Origin of the sequence: Herbiconiux solani NBRC 106740 (assembly GCF_001571005.1) — a bacterium.
GTDB lineage: Bacteria > Actinomycetota > Actinomycetes > Actinomycetales > Microbacteriaceae > Herbiconiux > Herbiconiux solani.
On record NZ_BCST01000006.1, the window covers coordinates 97,284 to 112,911 of the forward strand.

The 15,628-nt window shown below is 71.0% G+C and carries 15 protein-coding genes; 8 read left to right on the plus strand and 7 right to left on the minus strand.

From position 1 onward, the window contains the following. Positions 1 to 96: 96 nt before the first annotated feature. The 3 genes from HSO01S_RS12100 to HSO01S_RS12110 are packed head-to-tail and all read right to left on the minus strand — an operon-like array spanning position 97 to position 4,335. The gene (locus tag HSO01S_RS12100) at positions 97 to 1,695 is read right to left on the minus strand and encodes an AMP-binding protein (RefSeq protein ID WP_066041728.1); all 1,599 of its coding nucleotides are present in this window, start codon (positions 1,693 to 1,695) and stop codon (positions 97 to 99) included. Beyond that, complete coding sequence (locus HSO01S_RS12105; protein WP_084361616.1) at positions 1,688 to 2,311, minus strand: TetR/AcrR family transcriptional regulator; 624 nt, start codon at positions 2,309 to 2,311, stop codon at positions 1,688 to 1,690. Before HSO01S_RS12105 ends, HSO01S_RS12100 begins: the two co-directional genes overlap by 8 nt. Further along, positions 2,308 to 4,335 (minus strand): alpha-ketoacid dehydrogenase subunit alpha/beta, encoded by a 2,028-nt coding sequence (locus HSO01S_RS12110; RefSeq protein WP_218003805.1) that lies wholly within the window; start codon positions 4,333 to 4,335, stop codon positions 2,308 to 2,310. The genes HSO01S_RS12105 and HSO01S_RS12110 overlap by 4 nt, the downstream gene beginning before the upstream one ends. 152 nt (positions 4,336 to 4,487) lie before the next feature. On the opposite strand from HSO01S_RS12110, the gene HSO01S_RS12115 reads away from it, so the two are divergent. The 6 genes from HSO01S_RS12115 to HSO01S_RS12140 all read left to right on the plus strand — a co-directional run bounded on the left by HSO01S_RS12115 (position 4,488) and on the right by HSO01S_RS12140 (position 10,434). Then, entirely contained in the window at positions 4,488 to 5,414 is a 927-nt protein-coding gene (locus HSO01S_RS12115; RefSeq protein WP_066041730.1) for an alpha/beta hydrolase, read from the plus strand. 1 nt (position 5,415) lies between these two features. Then, entirely contained in the window at positions 5,416 to 6,180 is a 765-nt protein-coding gene (locus tag HSO01S_RS12120) for an SDR family oxidoreductase (protein WP_066041731.1), read from the plus strand. Continuing rightward, positions 6,177 to 7,445 carry an acyl-CoA dehydrogenase family protein gene (locus HSO01S_RS12125; protein WP_084361619.1) on the plus strand — a complete coding sequence of 423 codons (1,269 nt, stop codon included), beginning with the start codon at positions 6,177 to 6,179 and terminating at the stop codon, positions 7,443 to 7,445. The genes HSO01S_RS12120 and HSO01S_RS12125 overlap by 4 nt, the downstream gene beginning before the upstream one ends. Next, on the plus strand, positions 7,438 to 8,511 hold the full coding sequence (locus HSO01S_RS12130) for a phosphotransferase family protein (RefSeq protein WP_084361620.1): 1,074 nt from the start codon (positions 7,438 to 7,440) through the stop codon (positions 8,509 to 8,511). The genes HSO01S_RS12125 and HSO01S_RS12130 overlap by 8 nt, the downstream gene beginning before the upstream one ends. A 127-nt stretch (positions 8,512 to 8,638) precedes the next feature. Further along, positions 8,639 to 9,505: a sugar phosphate isomerase/epimerase family protein gene (locus HSO01S_RS12135; protein ID WP_066041736.1), complete on the plus strand. Its 867-nt coding sequence runs from the start codon at positions 8,639 to 8,641 to the stop codon at positions 9,503 to 9,505. Then, positions 9,502 to 10,434, plus strand: a complete 933-nt coding sequence (locus HSO01S_RS12140) for an aldo/keto reductase (RefSeq protein WP_066041738.1) — start codon at positions 9,502 to 9,504, stop codon at positions 10,432 to 10,434. Before HSO01S_RS12135 ends, HSO01S_RS12140 begins: the two co-directional genes overlap by 4 nt. 43 nt (positions 10,435 to 10,477) lie before the next feature. Here HSO01S_RS12140 and HSO01S_RS12145 read toward each other — a convergent pair whose 3' ends face one another. The 4 genes from HSO01S_RS12145 to HSO01S_RS12160 all read right to left on the minus strand — a co-directional run bounded on the left by HSO01S_RS12145 (position 10,478) and on the right by HSO01S_RS12160 (position 13,084). Further along, positions 10,478 to 11,008 carry a helix-turn-helix domain-containing protein gene (locus tag HSO01S_RS12145; RefSeq protein WP_157079044.1) on the minus strand — a complete coding sequence of 177 codons (531 nt, stop codon included), beginning with the start codon at positions 11,006 to 11,008 and terminating at the stop codon, positions 10,478 to 10,480. Between the two features lie 11 nt (positions 11,009 to 11,019). Next, entirely contained in the window at positions 11,020 to 11,742 is a 723-nt protein-coding gene (locus HSO01S_RS12150) for an SDR family NAD(P)-dependent oxidoreductase (protein ID WP_066041741.1), read from the minus strand. 10 nt (positions 11,743 to 11,752) lie between these two features. Continuing rightward, a complete protein-coding gene (locus HSO01S_RS12155; RefSeq protein WP_066041742.1) occupies positions 11,753 to 12,190 on the minus strand; it encodes a cupin domain-containing protein in 438 nt (145 codons plus the stop codon). Between the two features lie 87 nt (positions 12,191 to 12,277). After that, positions 12,278 to 13,084 (minus strand): SDR family NAD(P)-dependent oxidoreductase, encoded by an 807-nt coding sequence (locus tag HSO01S_RS12160; RefSeq protein ID WP_066041745.1) that lies wholly within the window; start codon positions 13,082 to 13,084, stop codon positions 12,278 to 12,280. A gap of 232 nt (positions 13,085 to 13,316) precedes the next feature. Here HSO01S_RS12160 and HSO01S_RS12165 point away from each other — a divergent pair, with 232 nt between their 5' ends. Then, complete coding sequence (locus HSO01S_RS12165; RefSeq protein ID WP_066041747.1) at positions 13,317 to 14,570, plus strand: sugar ABC transporter substrate-binding protein; 1,254 nt, start codon at positions 13,317 to 13,319, stop codon at positions 14,568 to 14,570. A 94-nt stretch (positions 14,571 to 14,664) separates the two neighbouring features. Beyond that, positions 14,665 to 15,621: an ABC transporter permease gene (locus HSO01S_RS12170; RefSeq protein ID WP_066041750.1), complete on the plus strand. Its 957-nt coding sequence runs from the start codon at positions 14,665 to 14,667 to the stop codon at positions 15,619 to 15,621. Positions 15,622 to 15,628: the final 7 nt, after the last annotated feature.

The following is a 15,628-nucleotide window of genomic DNA, read 5'->3' on the forward strand; positions in this document are numbered from 1 at the left end:
GATCCCGGTTCATCGGAGACCACTGGCAAGGCGCTGGGGAGAAGCTGGATGCGCCGGACCTCGGCACACCGGGAAACCGGACGAGGCCGGAGCGGCTCAGCCCCGCGCCTCCACGAGCCCCGCCTCGACGGCGGCTGCGACATCCCGCCGCAGCACGAACTTCTGCACCTTGCCCGACACGGTGCGCGGCAGCGCCTCGACCTTCCAGAGCAGCTCGGGGTACTTCTGGCGCGCGATCGACTGCCGATCGAGGTGGGCGGTGAGGCCGGTGAGGTCGATCTCCGAACCCGCCGCCACGACCACCACCGCGCAGGCCCGCTCGCCCATCCGCGGATCCGGGACCCCGATCATCGCCACATCGGAGACCGCCGGGTGCGTGAGCAGCAGATCCTCGACCTCTTTGGCGCTGATGTTCTCGCCCCCGCGCACGATCAGGTCTTTTCGGCGCCCCGTGATCGTGACCCGCCCGTCGTTCGCCAGGTCGGCGAGGTCGCCGGTTCGGAACCAGCCGTCGGCCGTGAAGGCCTCCTCGTCGTCGGACGGGTCGAGGTAGCCGGCGAAGAGCTCAGGGCCGCGCACCTCGAGTTCGCCGTCGGCCGAGAGCCGGGCGGCGGCCTCGCCGATCGGGTACCCCTCGGAGGAGTGGCGCTCGGGGGCGTCATCGTCCGGCCGCACGATGCAGAGCGTCGGCATCTCGGTCGACCCGTAGGTGCGGGCCACGCGGATGCCGAGGGCCCGGTCGGCCTCGGCGACCAGACTCGGCGGGATGTCGGCACCGCCGCAGACGAACCCGCGGAGGGAGGACGCGCTGCCGCGGCGCGCGTAGCTCTCGGCGAGCCCGCGGAGGAACGGCGTGGCCGAGACGGTGAACGCGCAGCGGTCGCGCTCGATCAGGTCGGTCGCGACCTCCGGGTCCCAGCGGTCCAGGAGCGACACCGCTCCTCCGGTCACGAGCGGGGTCAGGATGCCATACAGCAGCCCGGTGACGTGCGCGAGCGGCGAGGGCATGAAGACGGTGTCGCCGGCGAGATCGAAGACCTCGCCGATCGAGGCCGCCTCGTAGAGCAGGCTGCGGTGCGAGTGCAGCACGCCCTTGGGCCGGCCCGTGGTGCCCGAGGTGAACATGAGCAGGGCCACGTCGTCGGCCGCGGCCGGAGCGGGCTCTGAAGGGGAGATCGCTGAGCCGACCGGCACGCCCGCCAGCACGGCGGCCAGATCCAGCACGACGGCCGCCGAGCCGCTGGCCCGGACGGCCTCCCGCGCCTGCGCCACGAAGTCCACCCCGTGCGCCCCGCCCGAACGGGATGCAGAGGTCGGCGCCGTCGCCAGCACCACCCGCGGCCGCGCGCTGCCGAAGATCACCTCGAGCTCCCGCCCCCGGTAGATCGTCGTGATGGGGTTCACGATCGCCCCGGCGCTCCACACGCCGTGCATCGCGGCCACGGTCGACCAGGCGTTCGGCAGCTGCATGCTCACCACGTCGCCCGGCCGTACCCCCACCGCCGTCAGGGCGACACGGATGCGCCGGGCCGCGTCGGCGAGACCGCCCCGGCTGAGTCGCTCTTCGCCGTCGACGACGAGCAGCGCCTCCGGGTCGGCGGCGACCGACTCGGCGAACAGCCGCTGGATCGTCGTGTCCCACCGCGCCGCGGAGAGATAGTCGGGCGACGGCCGTCGTGCGCCACCCTCAGGCATCCGCACCCCGTTCGGCGAACGAGCGCGAGGCGACCCCGGTCATGAAGATGCGGAACAGCTGCGCCGAGACCTCGTCGTGGCTGAGCCGGCCGTCGGCCCGGTACCACTGGTAGGCCCAGTTGCACATGCCGAACAGCGCGAACGAGGCGGTTCGCGGATCCTGCCAGGCGATCGAGCCCTCCTTCATGCCCTGCAGGATGGCGCCCTCGACCAGCTCCTCGTAGCGGTCGCGCTTGATGCGGGCCGAGGTCTGCAACTCGGGCGGCAGCTCGCGGAAGTACTCGAAGAACACCCGCACGTGCCCGGGCCGCTGGGCGATCAGCGAGACGATGTCGTCCATCACCCGGCGCACGATCTCGACCGGGTCGCTGGTCTCTTCGGTGCTCGCCTGGAACAGCGCGAGCAGCTCGTCGATCCACTCCTCGTGGATGGCGTGCAGGATGTCGTGCTTCGCGCGGAAGTAGTGGTACACCGTCGCCTTCGCGGTGCCGACCCGGTCGGCGATCGCCGCCGTGGTGGTGCGGTGGAAGCCCAGCTCGTCGAACAGCGCCGCCGCGGCCTCGAGGATCTCGGCCCGGCGCAGCTCGCCGGAGGTGGTGAGGGTGGACATGCTCATCGGTCGGTCTCCGTCTCGAAGGGCTCGAGCGTGGCCCTGATCGCCCGCTCGATGTCGTCGTGCTGCGGCAGCCAGGCCGCCTCGAGGCCCGGCGCGTACGGGGCGGGGGAGTAGCCCGCGCCGACCCGGCGCGGCGGCCCGTCGAGGGCCCAGAACGCCTGGTCGACGACGGTCGAGACGATCTCGGCGCCCACCCCGAAATCGGTCACGGCCTCGTGCACGACCACGAGGCGCGAGGTCTTCCGCACCGAGGCGAGCACGGTCTCCCGATCCCAGGGCGAGATGGTCCGCAGGTCGATCACCTCGACGTCGATCCCGTCCGCGGCGAGCCGGTCGGCGACCTCCAGGCACTCCAGCGCCATCCGCGAATAGCTCACGACGGTCACGTCGGTGCCCTCGCGGGCGATCCTGGCCCGTCCGATCGGCACGCGGTGGCCGGGCGGGGCGGGCTCGGACCGGCGCCCGTAGAGCGTGCGGTTCTCGATGTAGACGACCGGGTTCGGGTCGTCGATCGCGCTGCGGAGCAGGCCGTAGGCATCCGCGGCCGTGGCGGGCATCACGACCGTCAGGCCCGGGATGTGGGCGAGCAGGGCTTCGAGGCTCTGCGAGTGCTGGCTGCCCGCCGACCGGCCGGCGCCGAACTGCGTGCGCACCGTCATGCCCATCGTGGCCCGCCCCGCGGTCATGAAGTGGAGCTTCGCAGCCTGGTTGAGCAGCTGGTCGAAGGCCACGCCGATGAAGTCGAGGTACATGATCTCGACGACCGGATGCAGGCCCGCCATCGCGCCGCCGACCCCGAGTCCGAGCACCGCGGCCTCCGAGATCGGGGTGTCGAGCACGCGCCCCGGGTGCCGGGCGGCGAGGCCGCGACTGACCGCGAAGACGCCTCCGCCGGCCGCCACGTCGATGCCGGCGAAGAACGCGAGCGGGTCGTCGTCGAGCGCGTCGGCGAGGGCCGAGCGGATGCCGTCGATGTATTTGACCGGCGTGGCCCCCGGTTCCAGAGCACCCTCCACGACCTCGGGTCGCGGGGCGGTCACGAATCGCCCCGCCTCGGCCGGGTCGGGCGCGGGTGCGGTCTTGGCGCGGTCGGCCGCCGCGGCTATCCGGGCGAACGCTCCGTCGTGGAGCCCTGCGATCCGCTCGTCGGGCACCCCGAGCGCACGCAGCCGGTCCTCGGCGCGGGTCACCGGATCCGTGGCGCGGGCCCGGCGCAGGTCGTCGGTGTCGCGGTACTGCTGCTGGTCGCCCTCGTAGTGGCCGTGCCAGCGGTCGGTCATCGCCTCGACGACGACCGGGCCGCCGCCCTGCCTGACCCGGTCGAGCACCCGGGCCATCCGCTCGGCGACGGCCCACACGTCGGCCCCGTCGACCTCCAGATACGGGATGCCGTAGCCCGCCGCGCGCTCACGGAGCGTCGCGGGGTGACCGTCGGCGGCGGCCGTGAACTCGGCGAAGCCGTTGTTCTCGCAGAAGAAGATCACCGGGAGGCCCCAGAGGGCGGCGAGGTTCACGGCCTCGTGGAAGACGCCCTGCGCGACCGCTCCGTCGCCGAAGAACGCGACCACCACGTCGTCGCCCCGGGTGCGGGCCGCGTGGGCGGCGCCGACCGCGATCGGGAGCCCGGCCCCCACGATGCCGTTGGCCCCGAGGATGCCGATCGACGGGTCGGCGATGTGCATCGACCCGCCGCGGCCGCCGACCGAGCCGGTCGCCCGGCCGAACAGCTCGGCGAACATGCCCTCGGGCTCCATCCCCTTGGCGAGGCAGTGGCCGTGACCGCGGTGGTTCGAGGTGATCATGTCGCTCCGGCGCAGGGGGTGGCAGGCGCCGACCGCCGAGCCCTCCTGGCCGAGCGAGACGTGCACGAAGCCGGGGATGACGCCGTCGCGGTAGAGGTCGGAGGTGAGCAGTTCGAAGGCGCGCACCTCGCAGACCGCCTCGTAGAGCTCTTCGAGCTCGGCCACCGGCGGGGTCGGCAGCGGGGGGAGGGCGAGGTCGCCCGTCTCGATGATCGCTGTCACGTTCCGCTCCTTCGCGGTCGGTCGACCGGCCAGCGGGCCGGTTCTCGTCGTGCTCAGCATAGCGACATCCCGCCGATTACTGCATAATGGGCAGCAACTCGACCGGCCGACCGGTCGGTTCAGTGAAGCCATCAGATCAAGGGAGATCATCCGTGAGGCGAGACATCGAGTTCGTGAGCGAAGGGGACACCGTCCGCGGATGGCTGTTCACGCCCGACGAGGGCGAGGGGCCGTTCCCCACGGTCGTGATGGCGGGCGGCTGGTGCTACGTCAAGGAGATCGTGCAGCCGACCTACGCCGAGATGTTCGCGCAGAACGGCATCGCCGCCATCCTCTTCGACTACCGCAACTTCGGCGACAGCGACGGTGCGCGCCGCCAGCACATCGACCCGTGGATGCAGATCGCCGACTACCGGCACGCGATCGACTTCGCCGAGACTCTCGACGAGGTCGACTCCAGCCGGATCGGCGTCTGGGGGCTGTCGTACAGCGGCGGCCACTCGCTGATCCTCGCGGCGACCGATTCGCGCATCAAGGCCGCGGTCTCGCAGATCCCGGTGGTCGAAGGCTACCTCAACATGCGTCTGGCCAACGGAACCGTCAACTTCCGCCGCCTCGAGAAGGCGATCCTCGAGGCCCGCCGTGCGCGCTTCGCGGGGGAGGGCGACACGATGGTGCCGCACTTCACGCTCGACACCGGCAACGAGATCTCGGCCTGGCCGTTCCCGGAAGGGTACGAGGTGTTCCACACCTTCCAGCAGAACGAGGCGCCGAACTACGACTTCGACGCGACGCTCGAATCGGTCGACCTGCTGATGTCCTACGACATCCGCCCGTTCCTGCACCGGATCGTCGACACCCCGACGCTCATGATCGTGGCCGAGAACGACGACATCACGCTCTGGGACGAGGCGATCGGCGCCTACAACGCCATCCCCACCACCAAGAAGCGGCTCGTCGTGATCGACAAGTCCGACCACCTGGCGCTCTACAGCAACCAGTCGCTCCTCATCCGGGCCGCGACCGCCGCGACCGAGTGGTTCGTCGAACGGCTGATCCCGGCCGGTCAGGGCGTCTGAGGTGGCCGCCGAGCGGTTCGACGGCGTCGCCCTGGTGACCGGTGGCAGCCGCGGCATCGGGCTCGCGATCGCCCAGCGACTCGCGGCCGACGGCGCCCGGGTCTGCATCACGGCCCGGCGCGCCGACGCGCTCGCCGAGGCGCTCGCGACCCTGCCCGCCGGGCGGGCGATCGCCGTCGCCGGCCGGGCCGAGGACAAGGCGCACCGCCTCGAGGTGCTCGACCGGGTGGCGGATGCCTTCGGCCGGGTCGACGCCCTCGTCAACGTGGTCGGCATGAACCCGGTCTTCGGCCCGGTGGTCGACGTCGACGTCGAGGTGGCCCGCAAGATCTTCGAGGTCAACGTGATCACGCCGCTCGCCTGGGTTCAGGATGTGCTGGCGGATGAACGGCTCGGCTTCGCATCGCACGGCGGCTCGGTGGTCAACCTGTCGTCGGTCACGGGCCGCACCCCCTCGCCCGGCATCGGGCTGTACGGCATCTCCAAGGCGGCCGTCGCCCATCTGACGAAGACCCTCGCGGTCGAGCTCGCGCCGGAGATCCGGGTCAACGCCGTCTCGCCGGCGGTCGTCCGCACCGTCTTCTCGCGCGCGCTCTACGATGGCAAGGAGCAGGAGGTCGAATCCGCCTACCCGCTCGGCCGGCTCGGCGAACCGGAGGACGTGGCGGGTGCTGTGGCCTTCCTGGTCTCGCGCGACGCGGCGTGGATCACGGGCGAGGTGCTCACGGTCGACGGCGGCCTGATGGCGGCGGGAGGCGTCGCATGAGCGGGGAGACGGCGGCAGAAGGCGCGGTGCAGAGCACGGCCGACACGGCCCACACGACAGACACGGCCGACAAGGCTGAGACGACGGACACGGCTGACACGACGCAGCTCGACGCCCTCGTCGACCGCGTGCGCGCCTTCATCCGTGACGTCGTCATCCCCGCCGAGCCCGCGCCGGGCGTACCGCTCGAGCCCGACGAGCTCGAGCGCCTCCGCCGCGAGGCGCGTGCGGCCGGCGTCTACGCCCCGCACGGCCCGGTCGAGTACGGCGGTCTGGGCCTCCCGCTGACCGCATGGTCGCCCGTCTTCCAGGCCGCCGGCTACTCGCCGATCGGCCCGAGCGTGCTGGGCTGCATGGCCCCGGACGAGGGCAACGCGCACCTGCTCGAGAAGATCGGCACGCCCGAGCAGAAGGAGCGCTACCTCGGCCCCCTGGTGCGCGGCGAGGTGCGCTCCGCGTTCGCGATGACCGAGCCGCATCCCGGCGCGGGATCGGATCCCGAGGCCCTGCTGACGACCGCGACCGAGGTCGACGGCGGCTGGCGGATCGACGGCGAGAAGCGCTACATCAGCGGCGCGGTGGGCGCGGGCTTCTTCATCGTGATGGCGAAGACCCCGGGCGGCGCGACGATGTTCCTGGTCGACGCCGACACACCGGGCCTCCGTCTCGGCCGCGACATCCGCACCACCGAGAACGCGATCGCCGGCGGCCACTCCCACGTGCACTTCGACGACTGCCGGGTTCCGGCCGAGGCGGTGCTCGGGGCTCCGGACGAGGGCTTCCGCTACGCCCAGGTGCGGCTCGGCCCAGCGCGGCTGACCCACTGCATGCGCTGGCTGGGCCTCGCGCGCCGGTCGCTCGACATCGCCCTCGACCGGGCCGATTCGCGGGAGCTCTTCGGCTCGCGCCTCGGCGACCTCGGGATCGCGCAGGGGCTGATCGCCGACTCGACGATCGACATCGAGGCCTCGGATGCGCTCATCACCTCGTGTGCGCGGGCGCTGGTCTCCGATCCGCGCGAGGGCGCCCGGTTGTCGTCGATCGCGAAGGTGTTCTGCTCGGAGGCGATCGTGCGGGTGGTCGACCGCTCCATGCAGCTCTGCGGCGGAGACGGGGTCTCCTACGATCTGCCGCTCGTCTCCTACCTCGGCGAGGTGCGCCCGTTCCGGATCTACGACGGAGCGAACGAGACGCACCGCTGGGCGATCGCCCGCCGCGCCTCGTCGGCCCGGCGGCGCGCCCGGGCGGTGGTCGCGGATGACTGACCCAGGCGTGCAGCCGACAGCGGAGCGGACGCCAGGTCCCGGCCCAGGCCCCGACCCCCTCCTGCCGCTCGACATCGTCACCCGGTTCCTCGACGAGAACGGCCTCGGCACGGGCCCGGTGATGGCCGAACGGATCGGCGATGGCCAGTCGAACCTCACCTACGCGCTCCGCCGCGGGGACGAGACGGTCGTGCTCCGCCGAGGCCCCCGGCCGCCCCTGCCGAGGTCGACCCACGACATGGTGCGCGAGGCGCAGGTGCAGCGGTTCGTGGGGGAGCGCGGGGTGCCGGTCCCGCGCATCCTGGCCGTCTGCCCCGACGAGACCCTGCTCGGTGTGCCCTTCTACGTGATGGAGCACCTCGACGGCCTGGTGATCACCGACGACATCCCCGAGCAGCTGAGCGCACCGGAGGAGCGGCGTCGCACGAGCGAGCAGCTGGTCGACCTGCTGGCCACGCTGCACGACGTGCCGGTCGACAACGAGGACGCCGCGGGGCTCGGGAGGCCGGACGGCTACCTCGAACGACAGGTCTCGCGGTTCAGCCGGCTCTGGCCGACGGTCTCCGAGCGCGAGCTGCCGCTCGTCGGCGAGCTCGCCACACGGTTGAGCGCGCGCATCCCCGTGCCGCAGCGGGCCTCGCTCATCCACGGTGACTACCGGCTCGGCAACCTGATGTTCGAGCGCAGCAGCCCCGCTCGGGTGCGGGCTCTGCTCGACTGGGAGATGTCGACGTTAGGCGACCCGCTCGCCGACGTCGGCTACCTGATGGCGATGTACGCGGATGCGGATGCTCCGGCCTCGATCATGCAGCTCACCCCGGTCACCCGCGAGCCCGGGTACCTCACCCGGCGCGAGCTGGCCGAGCGCTACGCCGCGGCTTCCGGCGCCGATCTCGGCGAGCTCGGCTGGTACGAGGCGCTGGCCCTGTGGAAGGCGGCCGTGTTCTGCGAGGCCATCCACACCCGCTGGCGGCACGGGGAGCGACCCGGCGACGACTTCGGTCCCCGGCTGACCGAGGGGGTTCCCGAGCTGCTGCGGGCGGCCGAAGCCGCGCTCGACCGCTGAGCCGGCCGACACCGATCGGAGGCCGTACCGACATAGCGTGCCCACGCCGGACGAAATCCGTGCAGTGCCAACGCACATTTTCCCCTAGCCTGTTAATCGCTGATTAACTCGACGATGAGGAGACCACATGCCGGTGCCGCTGCTCGCGACCTGCTGGACCACGGCCGGGGATGCCGCCCCGCAGCGCGGGGACGAGAGGAGTCCGATCCCGATCCGGGAGCGGATCGAGACCGCGGCGGCCGCGGGCTGGGACGGCTTCGGCCTCGTGCACGCCGACCTGGTGGCCTTCCGCGAGGAGCAGCCGCTCACCGAGCTGGCCCGGATGCTCGACGGCAACGGGATGCGCTTCGTCGAACTCGAGTTCCTCGGCGACTGGTGGACCACGGGCCCGAGGCGCGAGGTCTCCGACCTCGTGCGGGCCGACCTCCTCGAGGCCGCCGAGGTGCTGGGCGCCCGCACCGTGAAGGTCGCGGCCGACATGGCCGAGGGCGGCCCCGATCCCGACGTCTTCCGCACCGAGTTGGATGCGCTCGCCACCGAGGCGGCGGGCCGCGGCACGCGGGTCGCGCTCGAGCCGATGCCGTTCTCGAGCAATCTCCGCACGATCCACGATGGCGCGGCGCTCCTCGACTCGATCGGCAACCCCGCCGCCGGCCTCTGCGTCGACATCTGGCACGTGTTCCGGGCCGGGACCCCGTACGCGGACCTCGCCGCGCTGCCACCCGAGTACCTGTTCGTCGTCGAGCTCGACGACGGTGCGGCCGAGCCAGAGGGCTCGCTCTGGGACGACACGGTCGACCGGCGCCGCTACCCCGGGCGGGGCGCCTTCGACGTGCCCGCGTTCGTGACCGCTGTCCAGGCGACCGGCTTCGACGGGCCGTGGGGGGTGGAGATCATCTCCGACGAGCACCGCGCGCTACCGATCGACCGGTCGCTGCCCGTGGTCGCGAGCGAGACCCGGGCCTGCTTCACCCCGACGGAAGGACGACGATGACCCCCACCCCTCTCGGCTCGACCGGTCTCGAGGTCACCCCGGTCTCGTTCGGCACGGCCCCGCTCGGCCAGCTGTTCGGCCCCGTGCCCGAGGAGGTCGGCGCCGCCGCCGTCGACGAGGCCATCGACCTCGGCATCACCTTCTTCGACACCTCGCCCTACTACGGCGACGCCGAGGAGCGGCTCGGGCGTGCGCTGCGCGGCAAGCGCGACCGCGTGCTGGTCGGCACCAAGGCCGGCCGCAATCCGGGTGAGCACTTCGACTTCAGCCCCCGGGCGATCCGGGCCAGCGTCGACCGGAGCCTCCGGCTGCTCGGCACCGACCACCTCGACGTGCTCCAACTGCACGACATCGAGTTCGTCGACCTCGATCCCGTGCTGACCGAGGGCTACACGACCCTGCTCGAGCTGCGCGACGAGGGCAAGTGCCGGGCCATCGGGATGACCGGCTACTCGATCGCCGCGGCCCGCCGGGTGATCACCGAGACCGACTGCGACGTGGTGCTGAACTTCGCCCACGGCACCCTGCTCGACAACTCCCTCGAGGACGAGCTCGGCGCGGTGGCGCGCGAGAACGGGGTCGCCCTGATGAACGCGGCGGCGGTCGCGCTGGGGCTGCTGACCCCGGCCGTGCACCGCCTCGCCGCCGAGGGCCACATGGCCCCCGCCGCGGTGGTGGATGCGGCGCTCCGGATGAACGCGGTCTGCGAGGCCGCCGGCGCGTCGATCTCGTTCCTCGCGAACCAGTACGCGATCCAGCGGAGCGGCGCCGTCACGACCGTGGTCGGGACGACGAATCGCGCGCACCTCCGCGAGGCGGTCGAGGCGGCCGACGCCCCGATCGACGAGGAGCTGCTGGCCGCGGTGCTCGCCGAGCGTCCCGACCCGGCCGCGGCCCAGTGGGGGCTCGGGCTGCCGCAGAACTCGTGACGGGCAAGGCGGGCCGGGCGGCCGGGTGGCCCGGCGCTCGCCGTCAGGCGCCGCCGGTCAGGAACCGAACGACCTCCACCGCCACGCGCCCGTCGTTCCGGTACTCCGCGGGCCGCCCGCCCTCGAGGGTCAGCGAGTCGCCGGCCCTCAGGATGTGCACGACCGGGTCGACGCACAGGGTCAGCTCGCCGGAGACGACGTAGGCGTACTCCGTCGCGTCCGGCTGGCCGGCCCCTCCGGCGAGCAGGGTCGCGCCCGGTTCCAGGGTCACGAGGAAGGGATGGTCCGAGCCGAACCGCGGACCGGAGTCCTCCGTCGCGCCGCCTGCTCCTGCCCCGGCGTCCGCGCTCTCGCCCATCACGTCGTCGAACGAGATCCCGAAGTGCCCCACCAGGGCCGTCAACGTGCCGATGGACGGCTTCGTGCGGCCGTTCTCGACGAGGGAGAGCAGGCTCGCCGAGACGCCGATCGCCGAGGCGACCCGACGGAGGCTCAGGCCCTGGGCGATGCGGGCCGACCGGATCCGCTGCCCGATGTCGTCCTCCGCGACCTGCTCGACACGATGGCTCGTCATCTGCTCCACCCTCACTGGGTGGTGTAGCCGCCGTCGATGACGAGCTCGGCGCCCGTCATGTAGCTCGACTCGTCGCTCGCGAGGAACAGAGCGCCGTAGGCGATCTCGCGGGCGCGGCCGAGCCGGCCCAGCGGGGTCTGGGCGACCACGCCGGCCGTGACCTCCGCATCCTGAGCCGCGATCAGCGGGGTGTCGATGATCCCGGGATGGATCGAGTTCGACCGGATGCCGTCGCCGGCATACGACAGCGCCAGGTTCTTGCTGAGCAGCCGCACCGCGCCTTTCGACGCCGTGTACGCGGCGACTCCGGCGGCGCCGGCGATCCCCCAGATGGACGAGGTGCTGATGATCGAGCCGCCGCCGGACTCCCGCATGACCGGCACGACCGTGCGGGCGCCGAGGAAGACGCCGTCGAGATTGACCCGCAGCACGCGGTGCCAGTCCTCGAGCGGGATGGTGTCGACGGGCTCGTACGAGCCCACGAGTCCGGCGTTGCTGAACAGCACGTCTATCCGACCCTGCTCGGCCACGATCCGGTCGACGAGCGAGCGCCACGACGCCTCGTCGGTGACGTCGAGGTGCACCGCGGTGACCGACGGATGCTCGAACGCGGGCCCCTCGGCGATGTCGGCGGCGTACACGACGGCGCCCTCCTCGGCGAACAGCTCCGCCGAGGCGCGCCCGATCCCCCCGGCCGCGCCCGTGACGAGCGCGACCTTGCCTTCCAGTCGCATGACCGGGCGCTCAGCTCTCGGATTCGAACTTGTCGGTGCCGTTGGGCACGAAGTGCGGTTCGCCGCCCGGGGGATAGGCGGTGTAGCCCGTCCGGTCCTTCGGCATGTAGCTGATCGCGAAGGCCAGGGCGCGGAAGCCCTCGCCCTCGTGGGCCGCGATGCTGTGGATCTCGTTGCGCGGGATCCGGATCAGGTTGCCGGGCGCGACATCCTGCTCCTCGTCGCCGACCCGCATCCGGGCCGTGCCGGAGAGCAGGTAGTAGAACTCGTCCGTGTCGTGCGAGTGCGGTTCGAGCGCGGCCCCGGCGGCGAGCTCGAACTCGTCGATGAACTCCAGGTAGCCGCCCTCCGTCTCGTCGCGCAGTTCCTCCTTGTGGAAGAAGAACCACGAGCGGCAGGTGCCGCCGTGCTCGAGCATGGTGGGCACGTTCGTGTCCTTGATGATCATGATTCCCCTTTCGGTGCCGCCGGGCTCCTCGTCGAGGCCGGCGGAGATCGGTAGGTGGCGCGGTCGGTCACAGAGTGGCGCGGCCGGTCACAGGGTGGCGCGGACGGTCCCGCCGTCGACGCCGAGGGTGCTGCCGGTGGTGAAGCCGGCGAGGTCGGAGGAGAGGAAGAGGATCGCGTTCGCGACCTCCTCGGGCGTGCCCATCCGTCCGGCAGGGATCCCGCGGTCCTCGATGAAGGCCTGCACCGCGGCGTCGCCCTGGACCCCATAGGCCGCTTCGAGGTTCTTCAGCCAGCCGGTGTCGGCGTCGGTCCAGAACGGGGTCCAGATCGGCCCGGGGGCCACGTTGTTGACCCGGACCCGGGGCGCATACGCCCGGGCGAGCGACTTGGCCACGCTGGCGACCGCCGCCTTGGAGGCCGCGTAGTCGACGATGGTGTCCTCGGCCTGGCGGGAGAGGTCGGAGGTGACGTTCACCACCGCGCCCTTCCCGGCCTCGAACATCGCCGGCACGATGATGCGGCACATCCGGACCATCGAGTGGAAGTTCAGCTCGAAGGTGCGGTGGAAGTCGTCGTCGCTGAGCTCTTCGAACGTCTTGAGCCGCCCGGCCCCCACGTTGTTCACCAGCACGTCCGGCGTGCCGCCGAGAGCCGCCATGGCCTCCTCGGCCGCCGAGGTCACGCCCTCCGCGGTGGAGAGATCGGCGCGGATCGGGGTGACCAGCTCGCCGAGCCCCGCCTCCTCGATGTGCCGGCTGAGGACATCGAACTCGATGTCCACCGCAGCCACCCGCGCCCCTTCGGCGGCGAACGCGTCGACCGCCGCCCGCCCGATGCCCGTCGCCGAACCGGTCACCACGACCGTCCGTCCCGAGAGATGGAAATCCGCCATTAGTCAGCCTCCTTGTTGACCGGCGAGCGTCGAACCGGCTTCTGCCAGTCGTTCACTGCAAATTAACGCCCGCTGCCACTACTACCACAACAGCCCGTCGGACTGGAAGGGAGAAGGGCGGAAAACCGCGGATTTCGGGAATCACGGCGTTAACCCTGTTGTGAAGTAGTGCTCAATCTGTAAAGTGTGTCTCGACAAGCACAGTGTCCTGCACGTCTCACGAAGGAGTGATATGAACCGCAGAGTGTTGAGCGCCGGTGTAGCCGGCCTCGCCGTAATCAGTCTGCTCGGCCTCGCCGGGTGTTCCTCGGGCGGGAGCGGCGCGACGTCCGCCCCCTCGTCGGAACTCCCCGACTCGGTGAACCTCAACGGCGAGACCGTCGTCTCGCTGTTCACCAGCATGAACAACGACTACTACGCCAGCTGGGCCCAGGGTGCGCAGCGCGCCGTCGAGGCCTTCAACGGCAAGTACGTCGGCCTCACCAACGAGGGTGACCCCGCCACCGAGCTCGCCCAGTTCCAGCAGCAGGTCGACGCCGGCGCCAAGATCATCTTCATCACCGCGCCCGACCCGTCCAACGTCCCGGCCATGGCCGACATCGCCCAGCAGAACGGCGTCTGCTTCGTCAACACCTGGGAGCAGCCGACCTGGACCTCGCCCTTCGACAGCGGCGACCAGTACGTGTCGTACCTGACGCCGAACTCGGAGGAGGTCGCGTACACCGTGGCCAAGGCCCTGTTCGACAAGATCGGCGGATCCGGCAACGTGGTGCACCTCACCGGTCACCCGGGCGCCACCCCGGACCAGCTGCGCAACGCCGGCTTCGACCGCGCGCTCGCCGAGTACCCCGACATCAAGGTCATCGCCGAGCAGCCCGGCGAGTGGGACCGCGACGCGGCCCGCCAGGCCATGGCCGGCATCATCACCCAGGTCGGCGTCGACAAGATCAACGCCGTCTTCGGCCAGAACGACGACGTCGGAATCGGCGCCCTGAACGCGCTCACCGAGGCCGGTGTCGCGAACGAGGACCTGCCCCCCATCACCGGTATCGACGGCAACCTCAGCACCATGCAGCTGATCAAGGCCGGCCAGATGTTCGGCAGCTTCTCGGGCATCCCGCAGTTCCAGGCCGGCTTCAGCTTCGTGCAGGCCCTGGACTACTGCAAGGGCGCCAAGGTCGACCCGCTGAACCGGATGCTCAACACCGGTGGCATCTTCGTCACCGCCGACAACGTGGACGACTACATCAACACCTACACGGGCGACAACAACCCGTACGACTGGGTGAAGATGAGCCGCGTCGCGTACCCGGACGACTGGGACCCGCAGAACGAGGTGAACACGATCGACATGGAGGCCATGTGGACCATGCTCGAGCCGAAGCCGGCGAACTTCACCCTGCCGCAGGCCTACTCGGACGCCCTGCCGAACCGCGACACGGTCGACGCCGAGTGGGCTGACCACTGGAAGCTGCTGAAGAACTGATCCTTCCGCGTCCACTTCCCTCCCTGCCGGCCCCGCTTCGCCGGGGCCGGCAGGGAACCCCTTTTCTTCACCCGAGTCACAATGGAGTCCCTTCGTGAATCAACTGGCCAGGCCGCTCAAGTGGGGTGGCGGAATCCTCCTCCCGATCGCGGCGATCATCATCCTCATCGTCGTGTTCTCCCTGCTCGCGCCGAGCTTCTTCCAATTCAGCACGCTGATCGGCATCCTGCGTGAGTCCTCCGTGCTGCTGGTGGTCGCGATCGGGATGACCTTCGTCGTCCTGATGGGAAGCATCGACCTGTCGGTGGGCGCGACCGTGACACTCTCGGCCCTGGTCGCGGCGACGATCGCCGGCAGCGGCAACTGGCTGCTCGCGATCCTCGCGGGACTCGGGGTCGGCATCCTGGTCGGTCTGGTGAACGGCATCCTGTTCGCCTTCGTGAAGGTGCCGAGCTTCCTGACGACCCTGGGCGTGAGTCTCGCGGTCGGCGGTGTCGGCCTCTGGTTCGTCAACGGCCGGCCCGTGCAGATCTTCGAGCAGGGCTTCACCGGCATCTCGCAGGGCAAGCTGTTCGGCGAGATCCCGCTGATCGCGATCTGGGCCCTCATCCTCTGGGGCATCTTCTCCTTCGTCGGCCAGAAGACCCGCTTCGGCCGGTACACCTTCGCCATCGGTGGCGCGGAAGCCGTCAGCGGCCTGGCCGGCATCCCGATCAAGCGCATGAAGCTCTGGGTGATGGTCCTCTCCGGCGCCCTCGCCGCGGCCGCCGGCATCCTGCTCGCCTCGCGGGTGGGAGCGGCGACACCCGGCATGGGCGACCGGCTCACCCTCGACTCGATCGCCGCGGTCGTGATGGGCGGTACCGCCCTCACCGGTGGCGTCGGCGGCGTGCACCGCACGATCCTCGGTGTGCTCGTGATCACCACGCTCACGGTGGGCCTCAACACGCTCGGCGTGCAGCCGTACCTGCAGCAGATCGTCCAGGGCACGGTCGTCGTGCTGGCCGTCGCGCTCACGCTCGACCGCTCCAAGCTCAGCGTCATCAAGTAGGGAGCAC